This is a genomic window from Novosphingobium sp. PhB55 (assembly GCF_004368805.1).
In the GTDB taxonomy this organism is placed as follows: domain Bacteria; phylum Pseudomonadota; class Alphaproteobacteria; order Sphingomonadales; family Sphingomonadaceae; genus Novosphingobium.
The window spans coordinates 372,674-387,823 of the sequence record NZ_SODQ01000002.1 but is presented as its reverse complement, the minus strand read 5'-3'; the positions used below and the strand labels follow the sequence as shown (position 1 = coordinate 387,823).

Below are 15,150 nucleotides of genomic sequence, written 5' to 3'. Positions count from 1 at the left end.
GGGGTGTCTGTCAAAGACAAAGGGCGTGCCGGCGTCAACCACCGGCACGCGGAATAGGTCAGTCGATCAGGTTTTGAGCTTCGGCATTGTTGCCTTCGACGGTGGTCGAGGGCGGAACATCGCCGTTCACCGGCTCCAGCACGATGTGGCCCACGGCCGTGTTGCTGGCGGGCACGTGGTAGAAGCGACGCAGTTCGCGCGTTTCCTTGCCCAGCGCGCCGCGCATGATAAGCCACATCACCATCTCGATGCCTTCGCTGCCGGTTTCGCGCAGGTATTCGATATGCGGAATGCACCGCAGTTCCTGCGTGTCGCCCGACAGCTTGTCGAGGAACATGGTGTCCCACTCGCGGTTGATGAGGCCCGCGCGCGGGCCCTGGAGCTGGTGGCTCATGCCGCCGGTGCCCCAGACCTGCACGTTCAGGTCTTCATCGAAGCTTTCGACCGCGCGCGCGATCGCCTCGCCCAGCGCCCAGCAGCGGTTGCCCGACGGCGGCGGATAGGTGACGACGTTGACCGCCAGCGGGATCACCTTCACCGGCCACTTGGCGGGCTTTCCGAACATCATCGACAGCGGAACGGTAAGGCCGTGGTCAACGTCCATCTCGTTGATGATGGTCATGTCGAACTCGTCGAGGATCAGGCTCTGCGCGATGTGCCAGGCAAGGTCCGGATGGCCTTCCACGTCGGGCACTGCGCGCGGGCCCCAGCCCTCGTCCGCCGGCTTGTAGCTTTCGCCGCAGCCGATCGCGAAAGTCGGGATGATCTTCATGTCGAAGGCCGATGCGTGGTCGTTGTAGACCAGGATCACGACGTCCGGCAGGTTCTCCGCTTCCCACGCCTGCGTGGGCGCGAAGCCTTCCTGGATCGGCTTCCAGTAGGGATCTTCCCACTTGTCGAAGTCGCTGGCGACGCCGAGCGCCGGGATATGGCTACAGGCGATGCCGTGCGTAATGCGGGCCATCTTAGCGGTGCTCCTTAATGGAGCGCACGCCTTCGGGCGAGCGGCCCCCGGCGATCATCATCGCCTGATAATCCTCAACCGACATGCCGGTCATCGTCGAGACGGCCTGAAGGAAGCTCAGGCCGTCGGTCGAGAAGACCTTGGCGAGGAAATAGATGTTGCCGCCCAGATCCAGCAGCCGGTTGTAGTCGCGCGCGAGCACGGCCAGCTTCTGGTCCTCGGTCATCGGCCATTCGTCGAGATAGGCGCGCTCGTCGGCCTTCCAGCGCTCGCGGTTTTCCGCCTTCATCAGGCTCATCGCGAACTGGTTCAGGTGATAGCCCTGACGCGCACGCTTCGCCGTGTAGACGCGCGTGCCCGGAATATCGTCGAACTCGCCGAGATAGGCGTGGATGTCGGTGATCTTGTCGGTCACAGGCCGCGTTCCTTGAGCTTGGCGTCAAGGCGCGGGAAGACCTTGCGCACATTGCCTTCGAAGATCGCGTGGCGCTCCTCGTCCGAGATGTCGAGCGCGTCGACATAGCGCTTGGTGTCGTCGAAGTAGAAGCCGGTCTGCGGGTCGATCCCGCGCACCGCGCCGACCATTTCGGAGCCGAACAGGATGTTCTTGTTGTCGATCACGTCGGCCAGCAGGTTCACGCCCGGCTGGTGGTAGACGCAGGTATCGAAGAACACGTTGTTCATGATGTATTCGTCGAGCGAAGGCTTCTTCAGCATGTCCGCCAGGCCGCGATAGCGCCCCCAATGATACGGCACCGCGCCGCCGCCGTGCGGGATGATGAAGCGCAGCTTGGGGAACTTCGCGAAGAGGTCACCCTGCATCAGCTGCATGAAGGCCACGGTATCCGCCGCGATGTAGAAGCCGCCGGTGGCGTGCATCGCCGGGTTGCACGAACCCGAGACGTGGATCATCGCCGGAACGTCCAGCTCGCTCATCGCCTCGTAGATCGGGAACCAGTATTCGTCGGTCAGCGGCGGATGCTCGAAGTGGCCGCCGCCCGGATCGGGGTTGAGGTTGCAGCCGATGAAGCCCAGTTCCTCGACGCAGCGGCGCAGTTCCTTCACCGAGGCGGAAAGGTCCGCCTTGGGGCTCTGCGGCAGCATGCACACGCCCACGAACGTCTCGGGGAACATGTTCACCACGCGGGCGATAAGATTGTTGCAGTGAACCGCCCAGGCCTCGGAAACCGCCTGGTCGCCGACATGGTGCGCCATCGCGCTGGCGCGCGGGCTGAACACGGTAAGATCGGCGCCGCGCTCCTTGATGAGGCGAAGCTGGTTGTCCTCGATGGTCTGGCGGATTTCCGCATCGGAAATCTCGGGGTACGGCGGCGCTTCTTCACCAGCCTTGAAAGCGGCGATCTGCGCCTCGCGCCAGGCGTCGTGCGCCTTGGGCAGAACGGTATAGTGACCGTGACAGTCGATGATGAGCGACATGCTCAATTCTCTCCCTTGAGTACGCCTGCCGCGACCGCGGCCGCAAGCTTGGCTTCGAATCCTTCGGGCGGCGGCACGATGCCAAGCACGCCCAGCGCCTGCTGCCAGGCGACGGTATTTTCGGTCATCAGCGGCGGAATGCCCAGCGAACGCAGCATTTCCGCGGCCTCGTCCATCTCGGCGGCGCGGCGGCGGCCGTGGACCAGCATGCGGTCGAGATTGTAGTCTGCCCGCTCCGTCCAGGAAATGGCCTTCTCGCTGGCGTCGAGCGAAGCAAGCACTTCGTCCGCCACGCCCTCTGCATGGGCGGCCATCATCATCTCGGCCGTCAGCGCCTCAAGCCCCTTGACCATGACGGAGCGCACCAGCTTGATCGCCGAAGCGCGGCCGACATCGGCGCCCACGGTGCGGACATGGGTGAAGCCAACCGCCTCCAGCGCGGCCTGCGCCTCGGCGGCGTCAGGCCCGGCCACCAGCAGCGGCACCTTCATGCGCGCGGGGTTGACCGGGGCGAGCACGGCCACATCCACGTAACGCCCCTTGCCCTTGGCGATGGCCTTGGCGGCGGCGCGCTTGGTGCCCGGCGCCACCGAGTTCATGTCGCAGAACAGCGCGCCCTCGCCCAGCAGGGGCGCGACGGCCTCGGCCACTTTCGGCGCGCCGTCGGCGGTGACGAGCGACAACACCAGTTCGGCGCCCTCAAGCGCTTCGGCGGCACTGTCGCAAACGGTGATGCCGAGTTCGGTCATGACGTCGCGGCGTTCGGGAAGGATATCGAAGGCACGGGCCTGTCCGGCCCAGTCCCCAGCTCCCGCAAACGTCGATCCGGCCTCTCCGAACCCGATAAGGGCAATGGACCTGTTCATGCTGCCAGTCTGGCCCGATTGCCCGGAAGCCGCCAATCGGAACCACCCGGAAGCTATAAGCTCAGTGCAATAAGCGCGTCATGCCATGATCGCGCGCGCTACCGCGAAACCTCCTTCGCCGCCCACTCCAGGTCGGCGAAGAATTCGCTCTGCACCTCGGTCGGCCGCAGCGACGCGCGGGTGGTCATGCCGATATGGCGGGTAAATTCAGCCGGAAGCCGCGATAATGCGCAAAGCCAGCCCGCCTCCACTTCGACCGTGACCTGATCGGGCGAGAGCACGGTGAGGAAATCGCCGCCCATCATCACCTGACGGATCATCATGACGGAGCCCGATTCGACCGGCACGTCCGGAAGCGCCACATCGTGCTCGCGAAAATAGCGCTCGAAACTGTCGCGCAGCGGCGTTCCGCGCGGCGGCAGGGTGAAGGGGTAGCGGGCCACGTCGGCCGCGCCGGGATCGGTACCTTCCAGCGGATGCCCCTTGCGGCCATAGACGGCCGGCCGGTCCTCGAAGAGCGGATGCTGCACCAGATCGCCCTCCACCAGAGGATCGCGCAGCGCGCCCACCATGAGGTCCAGCGTGCCGTTGCGCAGCGGCTCCACCAGTTCGGCGCGCGAACCCTCGACGATGGTGAGCTTCACCCGGGGCCGCCGCGCCAGGAACCGCGCCACGGCGGCCGGGAGGATGCGCGCCCGCGACAGCGGCATGGCGCCGATGGCGATGCGCCGCGTCTCCAGCCCGCGCAGCGCCTCGACTTCGGACAGCCCCGCCTCCAGCTCGACTTTGGCAAGGCGGAATTCGCGGGCGAGCTGGGTGCCCGCCTCGGTGGTGATGACGAACTTGCCCTGCCGCGCCACCAGCGGGCGGCGCAGCGCCAGCGCGAGATCGTTGACCGCACGGTGGATCGAGGGCAGCGAAAGCCCGGTCTCCTGCCCGGCCCCGGCATAGCTGCCCGTCTCGGCCAGCGCGAGCAGCGCCCGCAGGCGCGACATGGTGACGTGCGGGCTCTGGATATGGGACAGCGCGGCGCCGATGCGCGGCGCCAGGATCTCTCCGGCGCGCGTGGGAATCATGCCGTCGTGACGGCGCTCGAACAGCGGCAGTCCGATCATCGCCTCGAGTCGCCCCAACGCCTGTGTTATCGCGGGCTGACTGAGGTTCACGGCCAGTGCGGCCGCGTTCACCGTCCCCAATTCGGCAATCTTGGCGACTGCACGCAAGTGGCGAAGGTTGAAGTTCCAGATGTCCATGGAGGCACTCTTAGCCAAATCCTATGGCAGGTCCAAAGTTTCTCTTTCCCCCTGCCCCGCTGCTCCGGCAGGAGGCCGACTGCGGGAAAAGGAGAAATGCCATGAGTGCCATCCAAGCCGATCAAGCAGGCGTACACTGCATGTGGATGCGCGGCGGCACTTCCAAGGGCGGCTATTTCCTCAAGAGCGACCTCCCCGCCGATGCCGCGGCGCGCGACGCTTTCCTTCTCTCCATCATGGGATCGCCCGACCCGCGCCAGATCGACGGCATGGGCGGCGCCGATCCGCTGACCAGCAAGGTCGCCGTCGTCAGCAAATCCGACCGCGAGGGCATCGACGTGGACTACCTGTTCTTGCAGGTTTTCGTCGATCAGGCGCTTGTCAGCGATCAGCAGAACTGCGGCAATATCCTCGCCGGGATCGGCCCCTTCGCCATCGAGCGCGGGCTGATCGAGGCGAAAGACGATGAAACCAATGTCGCCATCTTCATGGAGAACACCGGCCAGGTCGCCGTCGCCACCGTGCAGACGCCGGGCGGTGTGGTTTCATACAAGGGCGATGCCGCGATCGACGGCGTGCCGGGCACTCATGCGCCGATCCCGCTGGAATTCCGCGACACCGCCGGCTCCTCCTGCGGCGCGCTGCTGCCCACCGGCAATGCGGCCGACGAAGTGAACGGCGTGCGCGTGACCCTGATCGACAACGGCATGCCCTGCGTCGTCATGAAGGCCGAGGACGTCGGGATCACCGGCTACGAGGACCGCGAGAGCCTGGACGCCAATAGCGAGCTGAAAGCGAAGATCGAAGCCATCCGCCTGGCCGTGGGCGAGCGAATGAACCTCGGCGACGTGAAGGACAAGTCGGTCCCCAAGATGATGCTGGTCGCGCCGCCCAAGCATGGCGGCGCGGTGACCGTGCGCAGCTTCATTCCCCACCGCGCCCACGCCACCATCGGCGTGCTCGGCGCAGTCTCGGTGGCGACCGCCTGCCTGATCGAAGGCTCGCCCGCCGCTGAAGTGGCACAAATCCCCGAGGGTCGCCGCAAGACACTGTCGGTCGAGCATCCGACCGGCGAGATGTCCTGTGTCCTCGACACGGACGAGGGCGGCGCCGTTACGAGCGCCGCCCTCCTTCGCACCGCGCGCAAGCTGATGGACGGGGTGGTTTTCGGGTAAGCGCGAAAAACCATTCGCTGCAAAGCAACAACAGCGGTTATCAAGCGCTTGGGACCAGGGCCGACGGGCAAGCAAAGTACGGCCTCCCGCTCAAAGATAACTGCCAGGAGCAGCGACATGGCATCGAAGACATTCGTGACGACCACCCTAGCCGCCTTTGCGCTTGCAGCCGCCGTGACCGGCTGCAAGGGCTCGGAACCGGCCGCGACCACGACCGACGCTTCCGGCGCCCCGGTCAAGGTTTCCGACACCATCGAAGCGCGAGAGGCCAATTTCAAGGCCATCGCCAAGGCCAACAAGGCCGCCAAGGAAGCCCTGGAAGATTCCGCGCCGGACTTCGCGGCCGTCTCTGCTTCCGCCACCTCGATCCAGACTGACGCGGGCAAGATCGTCGGTCTGTTCCCCAAGGGCAGCGGCAAGGAATCGGGCGAGAAGACCCAGGCCCTCCCCGCCATCTGGGACAAGCCCGCCGAATTCACGGCCGCGGCCGACAAGCTTGGCGCCGCTGCCGGAAAGCTCAAGATCGCAGCCGACGCCAAGGATGCCGCAGGCGCTCAGATGGCGATGGGTGAGATCGGCGGCGCCTGCAAGGGATGCCACGAGAACTTCCGCGAGAAAAAGCAGTGAACAGCCACGAGGGTGCGGCAGATGTCCGCACCCGCCTGTGGGACTGGCCGGTCCGCGTAATCCACTGGAGCTTCGCGGCACTGATCCCGGCGCTCTGGTGGACGGCCGAAAACGGCGAGATGGGCTGGCACACCAGCATTGGCACGGTGCTGATGCAACTGCTGGTGATCCGCGTGCTCTGGGGCTTCGTCGGCAGTTCGACCGCGCGGTTTTCGGGCTTCGTGCGAGGGCCGGGCGCGGTGCTGGCGCATTTGCGGTCGGGCGCTCACGAGCCCACCCCCGGCCACAACCCGGCGGGCGGCTGGAGCGTGCTGGCGATGCTCGGCCTCATGGCCCTGCAGGTCACGCTGGGTTTCTTCGCAGGTGATCCGGACGACGGCACCACCGGACCGCTGAATCACCTGGTGTCCTCCACCGCCGCCAGCCGGATGACGGAGCTGCATGGGATCGTGTTTTACCTGATCCTGGCGATGATCGTGCTGCACCTTGCCGCGATCCTCTATTACCGCGCGGTGAAGCGGGACCGGCTGATCGGGGCCATGGTGACCGGCTCACGCCCCATGCCCGCCGGTACGACCGGCATGGTGAAAGCGCCGGTGTGGCGGCTGATCGCCTGCGTGGTCGCGGCTTGGCTGGTGGGCTGGGTGGTCTGGGTCGGGGCTGCGTGAGGATCGGGCGGCGGGGTGGGCCGCTCTGGATTGCTTCGCTACGCTCGCAATGACGAAGGCTGGGGGTAAGGTTGGGTTTGGGTTGCGGTTGGGCGTGGCGTGGCGTGGCGTGGCGTGGCGTGGCGTGGCGTGGCACGCCCCAAATAGCGCAATGACAGAATTATAACGCCCTTCGTCATTGCGAGGAGCGAAGCGACGAAGCAATCCAGAGCGATGAAGCGCGACTTCCAACCCGCAGTCTACATCGTCGCCAGCGCCCGCAACGGCACTCTTTACGTGGGCGTAACATCCAACTTACGCCAACGCGCATTCCAGCACCGCGAAGGCGTCATCGACGGGTTTTCCAAGCGCTACGGCTGCAAGCACCTTGTGTGGTTCGAAGTGCATTCCACCATGGAACACGCCATCCTGCGCGAAAAGCAGCTCAAGGGCGGCTCGCGGAAACGGAAGACCACACTGATCGAGACGGAGAATCCGCTGTGGAGCGACTTGTTCGAGAGTATCTGCGGGTAGTGAAGCAATCCAGAAACAGCGATGTGCCGCTCTGGATTGCTTCGTCAGCTTCGCTTCCTCGCAATGACGAGGGTGGGGTGGGGCGAGTGGGCCCCAGCCTCAGAACATATCCACGTCCAGCGCCATCATCGATGCCTTGCCCGACTTGATCGCGAGGAACGCGGCGGTCGCCTGCGGCAGCAGACGGTCGAAGAAGAACCGCGCGGTGCCAATCTTGGCGGTGTAGAACGCCGCGTCCTCGGTGCCTTCGTCCAGCTTGGCCTTGGCGATCAGCGCCGCCTTGGCAAACGTGTAGCCCATGGCGACAAGGCCGATCAGGCGCAAATAGTCGGTCGCGGCGGCGCCGGCTTCCTCGGGGTCCTTCATGCCCTTCTGGGCAATCGTGCCGGTGGAGAGCTGCAACGCACCGAAGGCCTTTTCCAGCCCCTCGATCATCTTGCCGAACGTCTCGTCCGCCTTGTTCACCTCGATGAAGTCCGAGACGGGGTGGAAGAACGAGCGCAGATAGCGGCCGGCATGTGCGGGCATCTTGCGGCCGACAAGGTCGAGCGCCTGAATGCCGTTGGTGCCTTCGTAGATCATGGCGATGCGGGCATCGCGCACGAACTGCTCCACGCCGCTTTCGGCGATGTAGCCGTGACCGCCGTAGACCTGCACGGCCAGGTTCGCGCTTTCATAGCCGCAGTCGGTGAAGAGTGCCTTCACCACCGGGGTCATCAGCGCGATGAAGTCTTCCGCGCGGGCCTTCACGGCCGGATCGGTCGAATGCTTTTCGGCATCGAGCGCGCGGCTGACCCAGGCGCCCAGAGCGCGGCTGCCTTCGTTGTAGGCGCGGGCGGTCATCAGCATGCGGCGCACGTCGGGGTGGACGATGATCGGATCGGCCGGTCCCTTGGGGTTCTTCACGCCCGACAGCGAACGGCCCTGCACGCGGTCCTTGGCGTACCACACGGCCGACTGATAGGCGGCTTCACCCACGCCAAGACCCTGGATGCCCACCGAAACGCGCTCGGTGTTCATCATCTTGAACATGGCTTCCATGCCCTTGCTCGCGGTGCCGACCAGCCAGCCGATCGAATCGTCGAAGTTGAGCTGGCAGGTGGCCGAGGCCTTGAGGCCCATCTTGTGCTCGATCGCTGCCACCGAAACGCCGTTGGACGGGCCCGGCGTGCCGTCTTCCTTGGGCAGGTACTTCGGCACCAGGAACAGGCTGATGCCCTTCACGCCTTCCGGCGCATCGGGAAGCCGGGCGAGGACGAGGTGGATGATGTTCTCGGTCAGGTCGTGCTCGCCCGCCGAAATGAAGATCTTCGCGCCGGAGATCTTGTAGCTGTCGTCACCCCCATTTGCATCTTGGGCAGGCACCGCCTTGGTGCGCAGCATGCCAAGATCGGTGCCGCAGTGCGGTTCGGTAAGGCACATCGTGCCCGACCAGGTGCCTTCGACCATCTTGGGCAGGTAGGCCTGCTTCAGTTCGTCGCTGGCGTAGCCCTCGATCGCGGTGGTCGCGCCGTGGGTAAGGCCGGGATAGAGGCTGAACGACAGGTTGGCGGAGCAGATCATCTCCTCGGTCAGCTTGTTCAGCGCCTCGGGAAGGCCCTGCCCGCCCCATTCGGGATCGGACGCCAGCGCACACCAGCCGCCTTCGCGGAACATGTCGTAGGCTTCCTTGAAGCCCTTGGGGGTGCGGACCACGCCGTTTTCCAGCGTGCAGCCCTCGATATCACCGCTGCGGTTCAGCGGCAGCAGGACTTCCTGCGCCACTTTGGCAGCCTCTTCCAGCACCGCGTCGACAAGGTCGGGGGTGAATTCGGCCAGGGCTTCGAGATTGCCGAAGCCGTCATCGTTGTGGAGTTCGTGGAGCACGAACTTCATGTCGCGCAGGGGCGCTTCGTAGACTTGCATATCACTCTCCTCGCAGGTCGAGAGATGAACTCGCACTAACCCGTCCCGCTTCCTGTCGCACCCCGCACTTCGTCATTGCGAGCGAAGCGAAGCAATTCAGGGCGGTTTGCGACGCCCCTGGATTGCCGCGCGGCTTCGCCGCTCTCAATGACGAGGGAAGGAACGAGGAAAGGAGGATGGGGTGGCAGGTCACGCTCTCGGCCCGGTTTTCCTTTGGTTCAGTTACGCAGCGGCTTGCCGGTTTCGAGCATGTGCTCGACACGGGCGACCGAGCGGTCGTCGCGCAGTCGGCCCATGAAGGCATCGCGCTCCAGCTTGAGCAGTTCGCCCTCGCTCACCGTGTCGACGAGGTCGAACTCATCGCCGCCGGTCAGCACGTCGGCCAGAATGCCCGAGACGACCACGTCGTAGTCGGTCGCCATGCCGCGCTTGTGGAAGCCTTCGACCGCAAGGCCGAGTGCGGTGCGGCCACCGGCGCCGGGCAGCTTGAACTCGGGCGCCTCGGGCGGGGTATAGCCCTCGACCAGCGACAGAGCCTTCTGCTTGGCGTCATGCAGCAGGCGGTCGCGGTTCATCGAAATGCCGTCGTCCTTACGCAGACTCATCATCTCGCGCGCCTGCTGGGCAGACTTGGAGACTTGCGCGGTCGAGACCATCTCGAACACCTTGGCAACCGCCGGCATCGGGCCCTTGGGCATGCCGGGGGCATTGCGCCAGCGGTCGATCATCTCGCCATTGCCGCCCCAGCCGGGAACGAGGCCGACGCCGCATTCCACAAGGCCGCAGTAGAGTTCGGCATGGGCCTGGATCGCGTCGCAGTGGAGCAGGATCTCGCACCCGCCGCCAAGCGCGAGGCCGGCCGGAGCACCGACCACCGGGAACGGTGCGTACTTCAGGCCCTTGTAGGCCAGCTGTCCGCCCGCCACGAGCTTCTCGATCTCACCCCAGGCGGCGATGTTCACCGCGAAGAGCGCGAGGCCCAAGTTGGCACCGGCCGAGAAGGTGTCGGCATCGTTGTAGACGACCAGCGCCTTGTACTGCGCCGCCACCAGCGGGATGGCCTGCCCGATCAGCTTCATGACTTCGCCGTCGAGCGCGTTCATCTTGCCGGTGAATTCCAGGCAGACGACGCCGTCACCGATGTCCCAGAGCGCGGCAGAGGCATTGCGGATGATCGGCTTGGACGAAAGCTTCACGTCAGCCAGGCGCATCACGCCTTCGGGGCGGACGATGTCGCGGTATTCGCCATCGAGGCCCAGGAACTGGCGCTTGCCGTTCTCGATCCGGTAGAACGTGCGGTCGCCCGCCACGGTCAGGATCGCGGGCACGGCCTTGCCTTCGGCGGCGAGGCGTTCGGCGAGGTACTTGGCGCCCAGCTTGTCGATCATCTCGAACGGGCCGGCCTTCCAGTTGTAGCCCAGCTTCATCGCATCATCGACGGCAACCACGTCCGAAGCGGCATCGGGCACGAGGCTGGCGGCATAGGCCAGCGTATCGCCCAGCACGGCCCAGGCGTAGGCGCCGATGTCGCCCTTGCTTTCGACGAGTGCCTTGAGGTCACCCTTCGAGGCGGCGCCGCGCGGTCCCTGTGCGGTGATGGTGGGACGGTATTCGCCGGTCTGAAGGTCGATGGTTTCCTTGCGGCGACCGGCTTCCTTGTTGAGACGGTAGAAACCGCCCTTGCCCTTGCGGCCGGTATAGCCCTCGCCGATCATCTTGTTGATCAGCGGAATGTCGCGGGCGATGCCGTGGTAGAGGTCCCCTGCGGGCAGCGTCGAGGTGAGGCTGGCCTGCAAGTGCGGCATCAGGTCGATGCCGACCAGATCGACAAGACCGAAGATGCCGGTCTTGGGCACGCCCATCGGCTTTCCGGCAATGGCATCGGCCAGTTCGATGGTGATGCCCATGTCGAACGCGGCGTTGAGGCCAAGCTGGATCCAGTAGGTGCCGATGCGGTTGGCGATGAAGCCCGGGGTGTCCTTGGCCTTCACCACCGTCTTGCCCATTGAAACGTCGGCGAACTGCTCGACCTTGGCGGCGACGGCGGCGTCGGTCGCGGGGCCCGTGACGATTTCCAGCAGGCGCATGTAGCGCGGCGGGTTGAAGAAGTGGGTGATCAGGAAGTCGCGCTTGAACGCGTCCGAGCGCCCTTCGACCAGATTGGCGAGCGGGATCGTCGAGGTGTTGGACGAAACGGCAGTGCCATCACGCTTCACCGCTTCCAGCTTGGCGTAGAGGCCCTGCTTGATGTCGAGACGCTCGATCACCGCCTCGATCACCCAGTCGCATTCGACAACCTTGTCGAGGTGGTCTTCGATATTACCCGTCTCGACCAGCTTGGCGGCCGACTTGCTCATGAACGGCGCGGGCTCGGTCTTGAGCATCTTCGCCACGGCGCCCTCGGCAACCGCGTTGCGCCCAAGCCCCTTAGACTCGGCGTCCTTAGGAACAATGTCGAGCAGCAGCACCGGCACGCCGGCATTGGCGACCTGAGCGGCGATCCCGGCACCCATGGTGCCGGCGCCGATCACGCAGACCTTTTTGATGATGTTGTTGTCGCTCATTCCACCGACTCCAGGATCGTGGCGATACCCTGACCGCCGCCGATGCACTGGCTGGCGAGCGCGTACTTGCCGCCTTCGCGCTTCAGCAGCGAGGCCGCCTTGCCGACGATGCGCGCGCCGGTGGCGCCCAGCGGGTGGCCGATGGCGATCGCGCCGCCGTCGATGTTCACCTTGGCCACGTCGAGGCCGAGGTCCTTGATGCAGGCCAGCGCTTGGCTGGCAAAGGCCTCGTTCAGTTCGACCACGTCAAGGTCGCCCGCCGAGATACCGGCACGCTCAAGCGCCTTCTGGCTGGACAGGATCGGGCCGAGGCCCATGGTTTCCGGCGCGCAGCCCGATACCGCGACCGACTTGATGCGGGCGAGGATCGGCAAGCCATGGGCGCGGGCATAGTCCTCGGTGGTGACAAGCACGGCGCTGGCGCCATCGGTCAGCGGCGAGGAGGTGCCGGCGGTGACCGACCCTGCCGCATCGAACGCGGGCTTCAGGCCGGCAAGGCCCTCTGCGGTGGTTTCGCCGCGAATGGTGCCGTCTTCGCTGACGATCCCGCCCTTGGTCTGGATCGGCACGATCTCGTCGGTCAGCTTGCCGGCGTCACGTGCGGCGGCGGCCTTCTGCTGGCTGGAGACGGCCAGCGCTTCCTGGTCGGCGCGGGGAATCTGGTACTTGGTAGCGACGTTTTCGGCGGTTTCGCCCATCGACATATAGGCGGCGCTCTTCTTCGCCAGCTGCGGATTGGGCAGCGGGTTGAAGCCCATCATCGGCACGCGGCTCATCGATTCGACGCCCGCGCAGACGAAGACTTCGCCCGCGCCGATGGCGATCTGGCCCATGGCGTAGTGAATCGAGCTCATCGACGAGCCGCAGAAACGGTTCACAGTCATGCCGCCCACCGAGATCGGCAGGTCCGCCAGCAGGCCGATCAGGCGCGCGACGTTGAAGCCCTGCTCGCCCTCGGGGAACGCGCAGCCGACGATGACGTCTTCGATATCGGCAGCTTCCACGCCGGTCTTGGCGATGAGGCCGCGAATCACCTGCGCGGCAAGGTCGTCCGGACGGACCCGCGCCAGCGCGCCCTTGTTGGCCAAGTGGAAGGGCGAGCGGGCGTAACCCGCGATCACGACACTTTGCATGCACTCTCTCCGTGGGCCGACGCGCCGAGGGCTCTTCCCCAGGCTGCGTCGCCTTCTTCCCTAAGGGTGCAATTCTTTCCCTATACGTCAAGCAAATTATCGGTTACGACAAATCAGCATCCCACCGTAAGGGCCCCGTCCCGCCGGTGAGAAGATGTCCGGTTGGAGACGATGGAGAGGTCGCTCATGAAACAGTGGAAACCTGCGGGGCTGGCATTTGTTGCCGCGGCCCTGATCGCAATTCCCGGCGCGAATCCGGCATTGGCGGCCGGCGGCGACTCCGTCGTCGGCAAGTGGCGCACACCTTCCAAGCACGGGGTCGTCGAACTCAGCCGCTGCGGCGAATCGGTCTGCGGCCGGCTCGTCGATTCGGACGGCCTGAAGACAAACCCCGACCTGCGCGACGTGAACAACAAGGACACCGCGCAGCGTGGCCGCAAGATCAAGGGCCTGCAAATTGTCGGTGGTTTCAAGGCCAAAGGGAACGAATGGGTCGAAGGACAGATCTACAATCCTGAGGACGGCGGCACCTACAAGGCGACGATAACGCCTTCGGGGGCCAATAGCCTCAAGCTCAAGGGCTGCATCGTCTGGCCCTTGTGCAAGACCCAGACCTGGACGCGCATCCCCTGAGGCGCACCGGGTACACGAAGGTTCAGGGCATAAGAGAATTAAGGGAGTTCAAGGATATGAAACGCACTTCGGGCCGCATTCTTCTCGCGGGCACCGCATCGGCCGCCGCATCCGCCGTCGTGTTCGGCTTTGCCGGCGCCGCCCATGCACAGGCCTTCTACCTTCAGGAACAGTCGGTACGCGCACAGGGCCGCGCCTTCTCGGGTGAGGCCGCCGATACCGGCGTCGACTCGCTGTGGTGGAACCCGGCTGCGATCGGCGGGCTCGAAGGCGGCCAGGCCTCGGTCCACGCCAGCGTCATCCTGCCGCGCGGCAAAGTGGTGGACGACGGCACCGTGATCGTCCGCCCCGGACAGGCACCTGCCCCGGTCGGCGGCAATGGCCTGGCCAAGAACCCCATCGACAACGGCGTGCTGCCCTCCGGCTCGATCGCCTACGGCACCGGCAAGTTCGCCTTCGGCCTGACGGTGACCTCGCCTTATTCCTTCACCACCAATTACGATGCCGACAGCTGGGCCCGCTATTCCGCGGACAAGACCAAGCTGCGCACGATCGACATCCAGCCCAGCGTCGCCTTCCAGCCGGTCGAAGGCCTCTATATCGGCGCGGCTGCCAACGTCGAACATGTCGACGCCACCCTCGGCAACTACCTGCCCAACCTCTCGCCGCTGCTGGCGGACGGCCATCAGCAGCTCAAGGGCAGTGGCTGGGACGTGGGCTGGTCGGTCGGCGCCCAGTACCATAACGGCCCCGCCTCGATCGGCGTCGCCTACAAGTCGGCCATCAAGCACAAGCTCGACGGCTCGCTGACCATCGACGGCCTGCTCGGCCCGCTTGCCGCACAGAACCGGACGCTCGACGCCACGGCCGAATTCACCACCCCGTGGCAGGCGATCATGTCCGGCCGCATCCACGCCACCAAGCAGCTGACGCTGAACGCGCAAGTCGTGGCCTTCGGCTGGAGCAAGTTCGACACCATCGATCTCGGCGCCCCGATCAACCAGCAGATCCCCGAGAACTACAAGGACGGCTTCTCCTACGCCTTCGGCATGGACTACGACGTCAATCCGAAGTGGACCGTGCGAGGCGGCATCCAGTACGGCGAGACGCCGACCAGCAGCGGCGACCGCGATGCCCGCGTGCCTGACAGCAACCGCTGGAACTTCTCGGCCGGCACCACCTGGAACATGAGCGAGAAGATCGCGATCGACGCGGCCGCCTCGTACATCACGTTCAAGGACGCGCCGATCGACCGCATCACCGCGGCCTATCCGGGCACGGCGGCACAGACCCCGGTGATCACCAACGGCAGCCTCCAGGATGCTTACGCCATGGTCTTCTCGCTCGGCGCGCGGGTGGCCTTCTGATGGGAGCCGCGGCGACGATCGGCGGACACTCCGCCCCGGAGACCT

General features: G+C 65.4%; 14 protein-coding genes. 6 read left to right on the top strand and 8 right to left on the bottom strand.

Going from position 1 to position 15,150, the window contains the following annotated elements; genetic code table 11:
• Nucleotides 1-58: 58 nt before the first annotated feature.
• From EDF57_RS06115 to EDF57_RS06095, 5 genes are all read right to left on the bottom strand, one after another.
• Nucleotides 59-964: a class III extradiol dioxygenase subunit beta gene (locus EDF57_RS06115; RefSeq protein ID WP_134093480.1), complete on the bottom strand. Its 906-nt coding sequence runs from the start codon at nt 962-964 to the stop codon at nt 59-61.
• Nucleotide 965: 1 nt separating this feature from the next.
• A complete protein-coding gene (ligA, locus tag EDF57_RS06110; protein WP_243654304.1) occupies nt 966-1,379 on the bottom strand; it encodes a protocatechuate 4,5-dioxygenase subunit alpha in 414 nt (137 codons plus the stop codon).
• Nucleotides 1,376-2,401: an amidohydrolase family protein gene (locus EDF57_RS06105; RefSeq protein WP_086491519.1), complete on the bottom strand. Its 1,026-nt coding sequence runs from the start codon at nt 2,399-2,401 to the stop codon at nt 1,376-1,378. The genes ligA and EDF57_RS06105 overlap by 4 nt, the downstream gene beginning before the upstream one ends.
• Before the next feature lie 2 nt (nt 2,402-2,403).
• Nucleotides 2,404-3,267 carry an NAD(P)-dependent oxidoreductase gene (locus tag EDF57_RS06100; RefSeq protein ID WP_134093479.1) on the bottom strand — a complete coding sequence of 288 codons (864 nt, stop codon included), beginning with the start codon at nt 3,265-3,267 and terminating at the stop codon, nt 2,404-2,406.
• A 98-nt stretch (nt 3,268-3,365) separates the two neighbouring features.
• Complete coding sequence (locus EDF57_RS06095; protein WP_134093478.1) at nt 3,366-4,520, bottom strand: LysR family transcriptional regulator; 1,155 nt, start codon at nt 4,518-4,520, stop codon at nt 3,366-3,368.
• 101 nt (nt 4,521-4,621) lie between these two features.
• Between EDF57_RS06095 and EDF57_RS06090 the strand changes: the two genes are divergently transcribed.
• From EDF57_RS06090 to EDF57_RS06075, 4 genes are all read left to right on the top strand, one after another.
• Complete coding sequence (locus EDF57_RS06090; protein ID WP_243840906.1) at nt 4,622-5,695, top strand: 4-oxalomesaconate tautomerase; 1,074 nt, start codon at nt 4,622-4,624, stop codon at nt 5,693-5,695.
• A gap of 117 nt (nt 5,696-5,812) precedes the next feature.
• A complete protein-coding gene (locus tag EDF57_RS06085; protein WP_134093477.1) occupies nt 5,813-6,322 on the top strand; it encodes a cytochrome c in 510 nt (169 codons plus the stop codon).
• The gene (locus EDF57_RS06080) at nt 6,319-6,990 is read left to right on the top strand and encodes a cytochrome b/b6 domain-containing protein (RefSeq protein WP_243840905.1); all 672 of its coding nucleotides are present in this window, start codon (nt 6,319-6,321) and stop codon (nt 6,988-6,990) included. Before EDF57_RS06085 ends, EDF57_RS06080 begins: the two co-directional genes overlap by 4 nt.
• 213 nt (nt 6,991-7,203) lie before the next feature.
• Entirely contained in the window at nt 7,204-7,503 is a 300-nt protein-coding gene (locus EDF57_RS06075; RefSeq protein WP_134093475.1) for a GIY-YIG nuclease family protein, read from the top strand.
• A gap of 99 nt (nt 7,504-7,602) precedes the next feature.
• Here the strand turns inward: EDF57_RS06075 and EDF57_RS06070 are convergent, their stop codons facing one another.
• From EDF57_RS06070 to EDF57_RS06060, 3 genes are all read right to left on the bottom strand, one after another.
• Nucleotides 7,603-9,408, bottom strand: coding sequence for an acyl-CoA dehydrogenase C-terminal domain-containing protein (locus EDF57_RS06070; protein WP_134093474.1), 1,806 nt, complete (start codon nt 9,406-9,408; stop codon nt 7,603-7,605).
• 218 nt (nt 9,409-9,626) lie between these two features.
• A complete protein-coding gene (locus tag EDF57_RS06065) occupies nt 9,627-11,972 on the bottom strand; it encodes a 3-hydroxyacyl-CoA dehydrogenase/enoyl-CoA hydratase family protein (RefSeq protein ID WP_134093473.1) in 2,346 nt (781 codons plus the stop codon).
• Entirely contained in the window at nt 11,969-13,105 is a 1,137-nt protein-coding gene (locus tag EDF57_RS06060) for a thiolase family protein (protein WP_134093472.1), read from the bottom strand. Before EDF57_RS06060 ends, EDF57_RS06065 begins: the two co-directional genes overlap by 4 nt.
• A 186-nt stretch (nt 13,106-13,291) precedes the next feature.
• Here EDF57_RS06060 and EDF57_RS06055 point away from each other — a divergent pair, with 186 nt between their 5' ends.
• Both EDF57_RS06055 and EDF57_RS06050 read left to right on the top strand, forming a co-directional pair.
• Nucleotides 13,292-13,738: a DUF2147 domain-containing protein gene (locus tag EDF57_RS06055; RefSeq protein ID WP_132267878.1), complete on the top strand. Its 447-nt coding sequence runs from the start codon at nt 13,292-13,294 to the stop codon at nt 13,736-13,738.
• Between the two features lie 56 nt (nt 13,739-13,794).
• The gene (locus EDF57_RS06050) at nt 13,795-15,105 is read left to right on the top strand and encodes an outer membrane protein transport protein (RefSeq protein ID WP_134093471.1); all 1,311 of its coding nucleotides are present in this window, start codon (nt 13,795-13,797) and stop codon (nt 15,103-15,105) included.
• Nucleotides 15,106-15,150 lie beyond the last annotated feature (45 nt).

Bases quoted from the DNA above. Each gene is read 5' to 3' on its own strand.
- EDF57_RS06075 (WP_134093475.1), top strand. From the start codon at position 7,204: ATGAAGCGCGACTTCCAACCCGCAGTCTACATCGTCGCCAGCGCCCGC.
- EDF57_RS06100 (WP_134093479.1), bottom strand. From the start codon at position 3,267: ATGAACAGGTCCATTGCCCTTATCGGGTTCGGAGAGGCCGGATCGACG.
- EDF57_RS06085 (WP_134093477.1), top strand. From the start codon at position 5,813: ATGGCATCGAAGACATTCGTGACGACCACCCTAGCCGCCTTTGCGCTT.
- EDF57_RS06070 (WP_134093474.1), bottom strand. From the start codon at position 9,408: ATGCAAGTCTACGAAGCGCCCCTGCGCGACATGAAGTTCGTGCTCCAC.
- EDF57_RS06105 (WP_086491519.1), bottom strand. From the start codon at position 2,401: ATGTCGCTCATCATCGACTGTCACGGTCACTATACCGTTCTGCCCAAG.
- EDF57_RS06060 (WP_134093472.1), bottom strand. From the start codon at position 13,105: ATGCAAAGTGTCGTGATCGCGGGTTACGCCCGCTCGCCCTTCCACTTG.
- EDF57_RS06065 (WP_134093473.1), bottom strand. From the start codon at position 11,972: ATGAGCGACAACAACATCATCAAAAAGGTCTGCGTGATCGGCGCCGGC.
- EDF57_RS06055 (WP_132267878.1), top strand. From the start codon at position 13,292: ATGAAACAGTGGAAACCTGCGGGGCTGGCATTTGTTGCCGCGGCCCTG.
- EDF57_RS06115 (WP_134093480.1), bottom strand. From the start codon at position 964: ATGGCCCGCATTACGCACGGCATCGCCTGTAGCCATATCCCGGCGCTC.
- EDF57_RS06050 (WP_134093471.1), top strand. From the start codon at position 13,795: ATGAAACGCACTTCGGGCCGCATTCTTCTCGCGGGCACCGCATCGGCC.
- EDF57_RS06095 (WP_134093478.1), bottom strand. From the start codon at position 4,520: ATGGACATCTGGAACTTCAACCTTCGCCACTTGCGTGCAGTCGCCAAG.
- EDF57_RS06090 (WP_243840906.1), top strand. From the start codon at position 4,622: ATGAGTGCCATCCAAGCCGATCAAGCAGGCGTACACTGCATGTGGATG.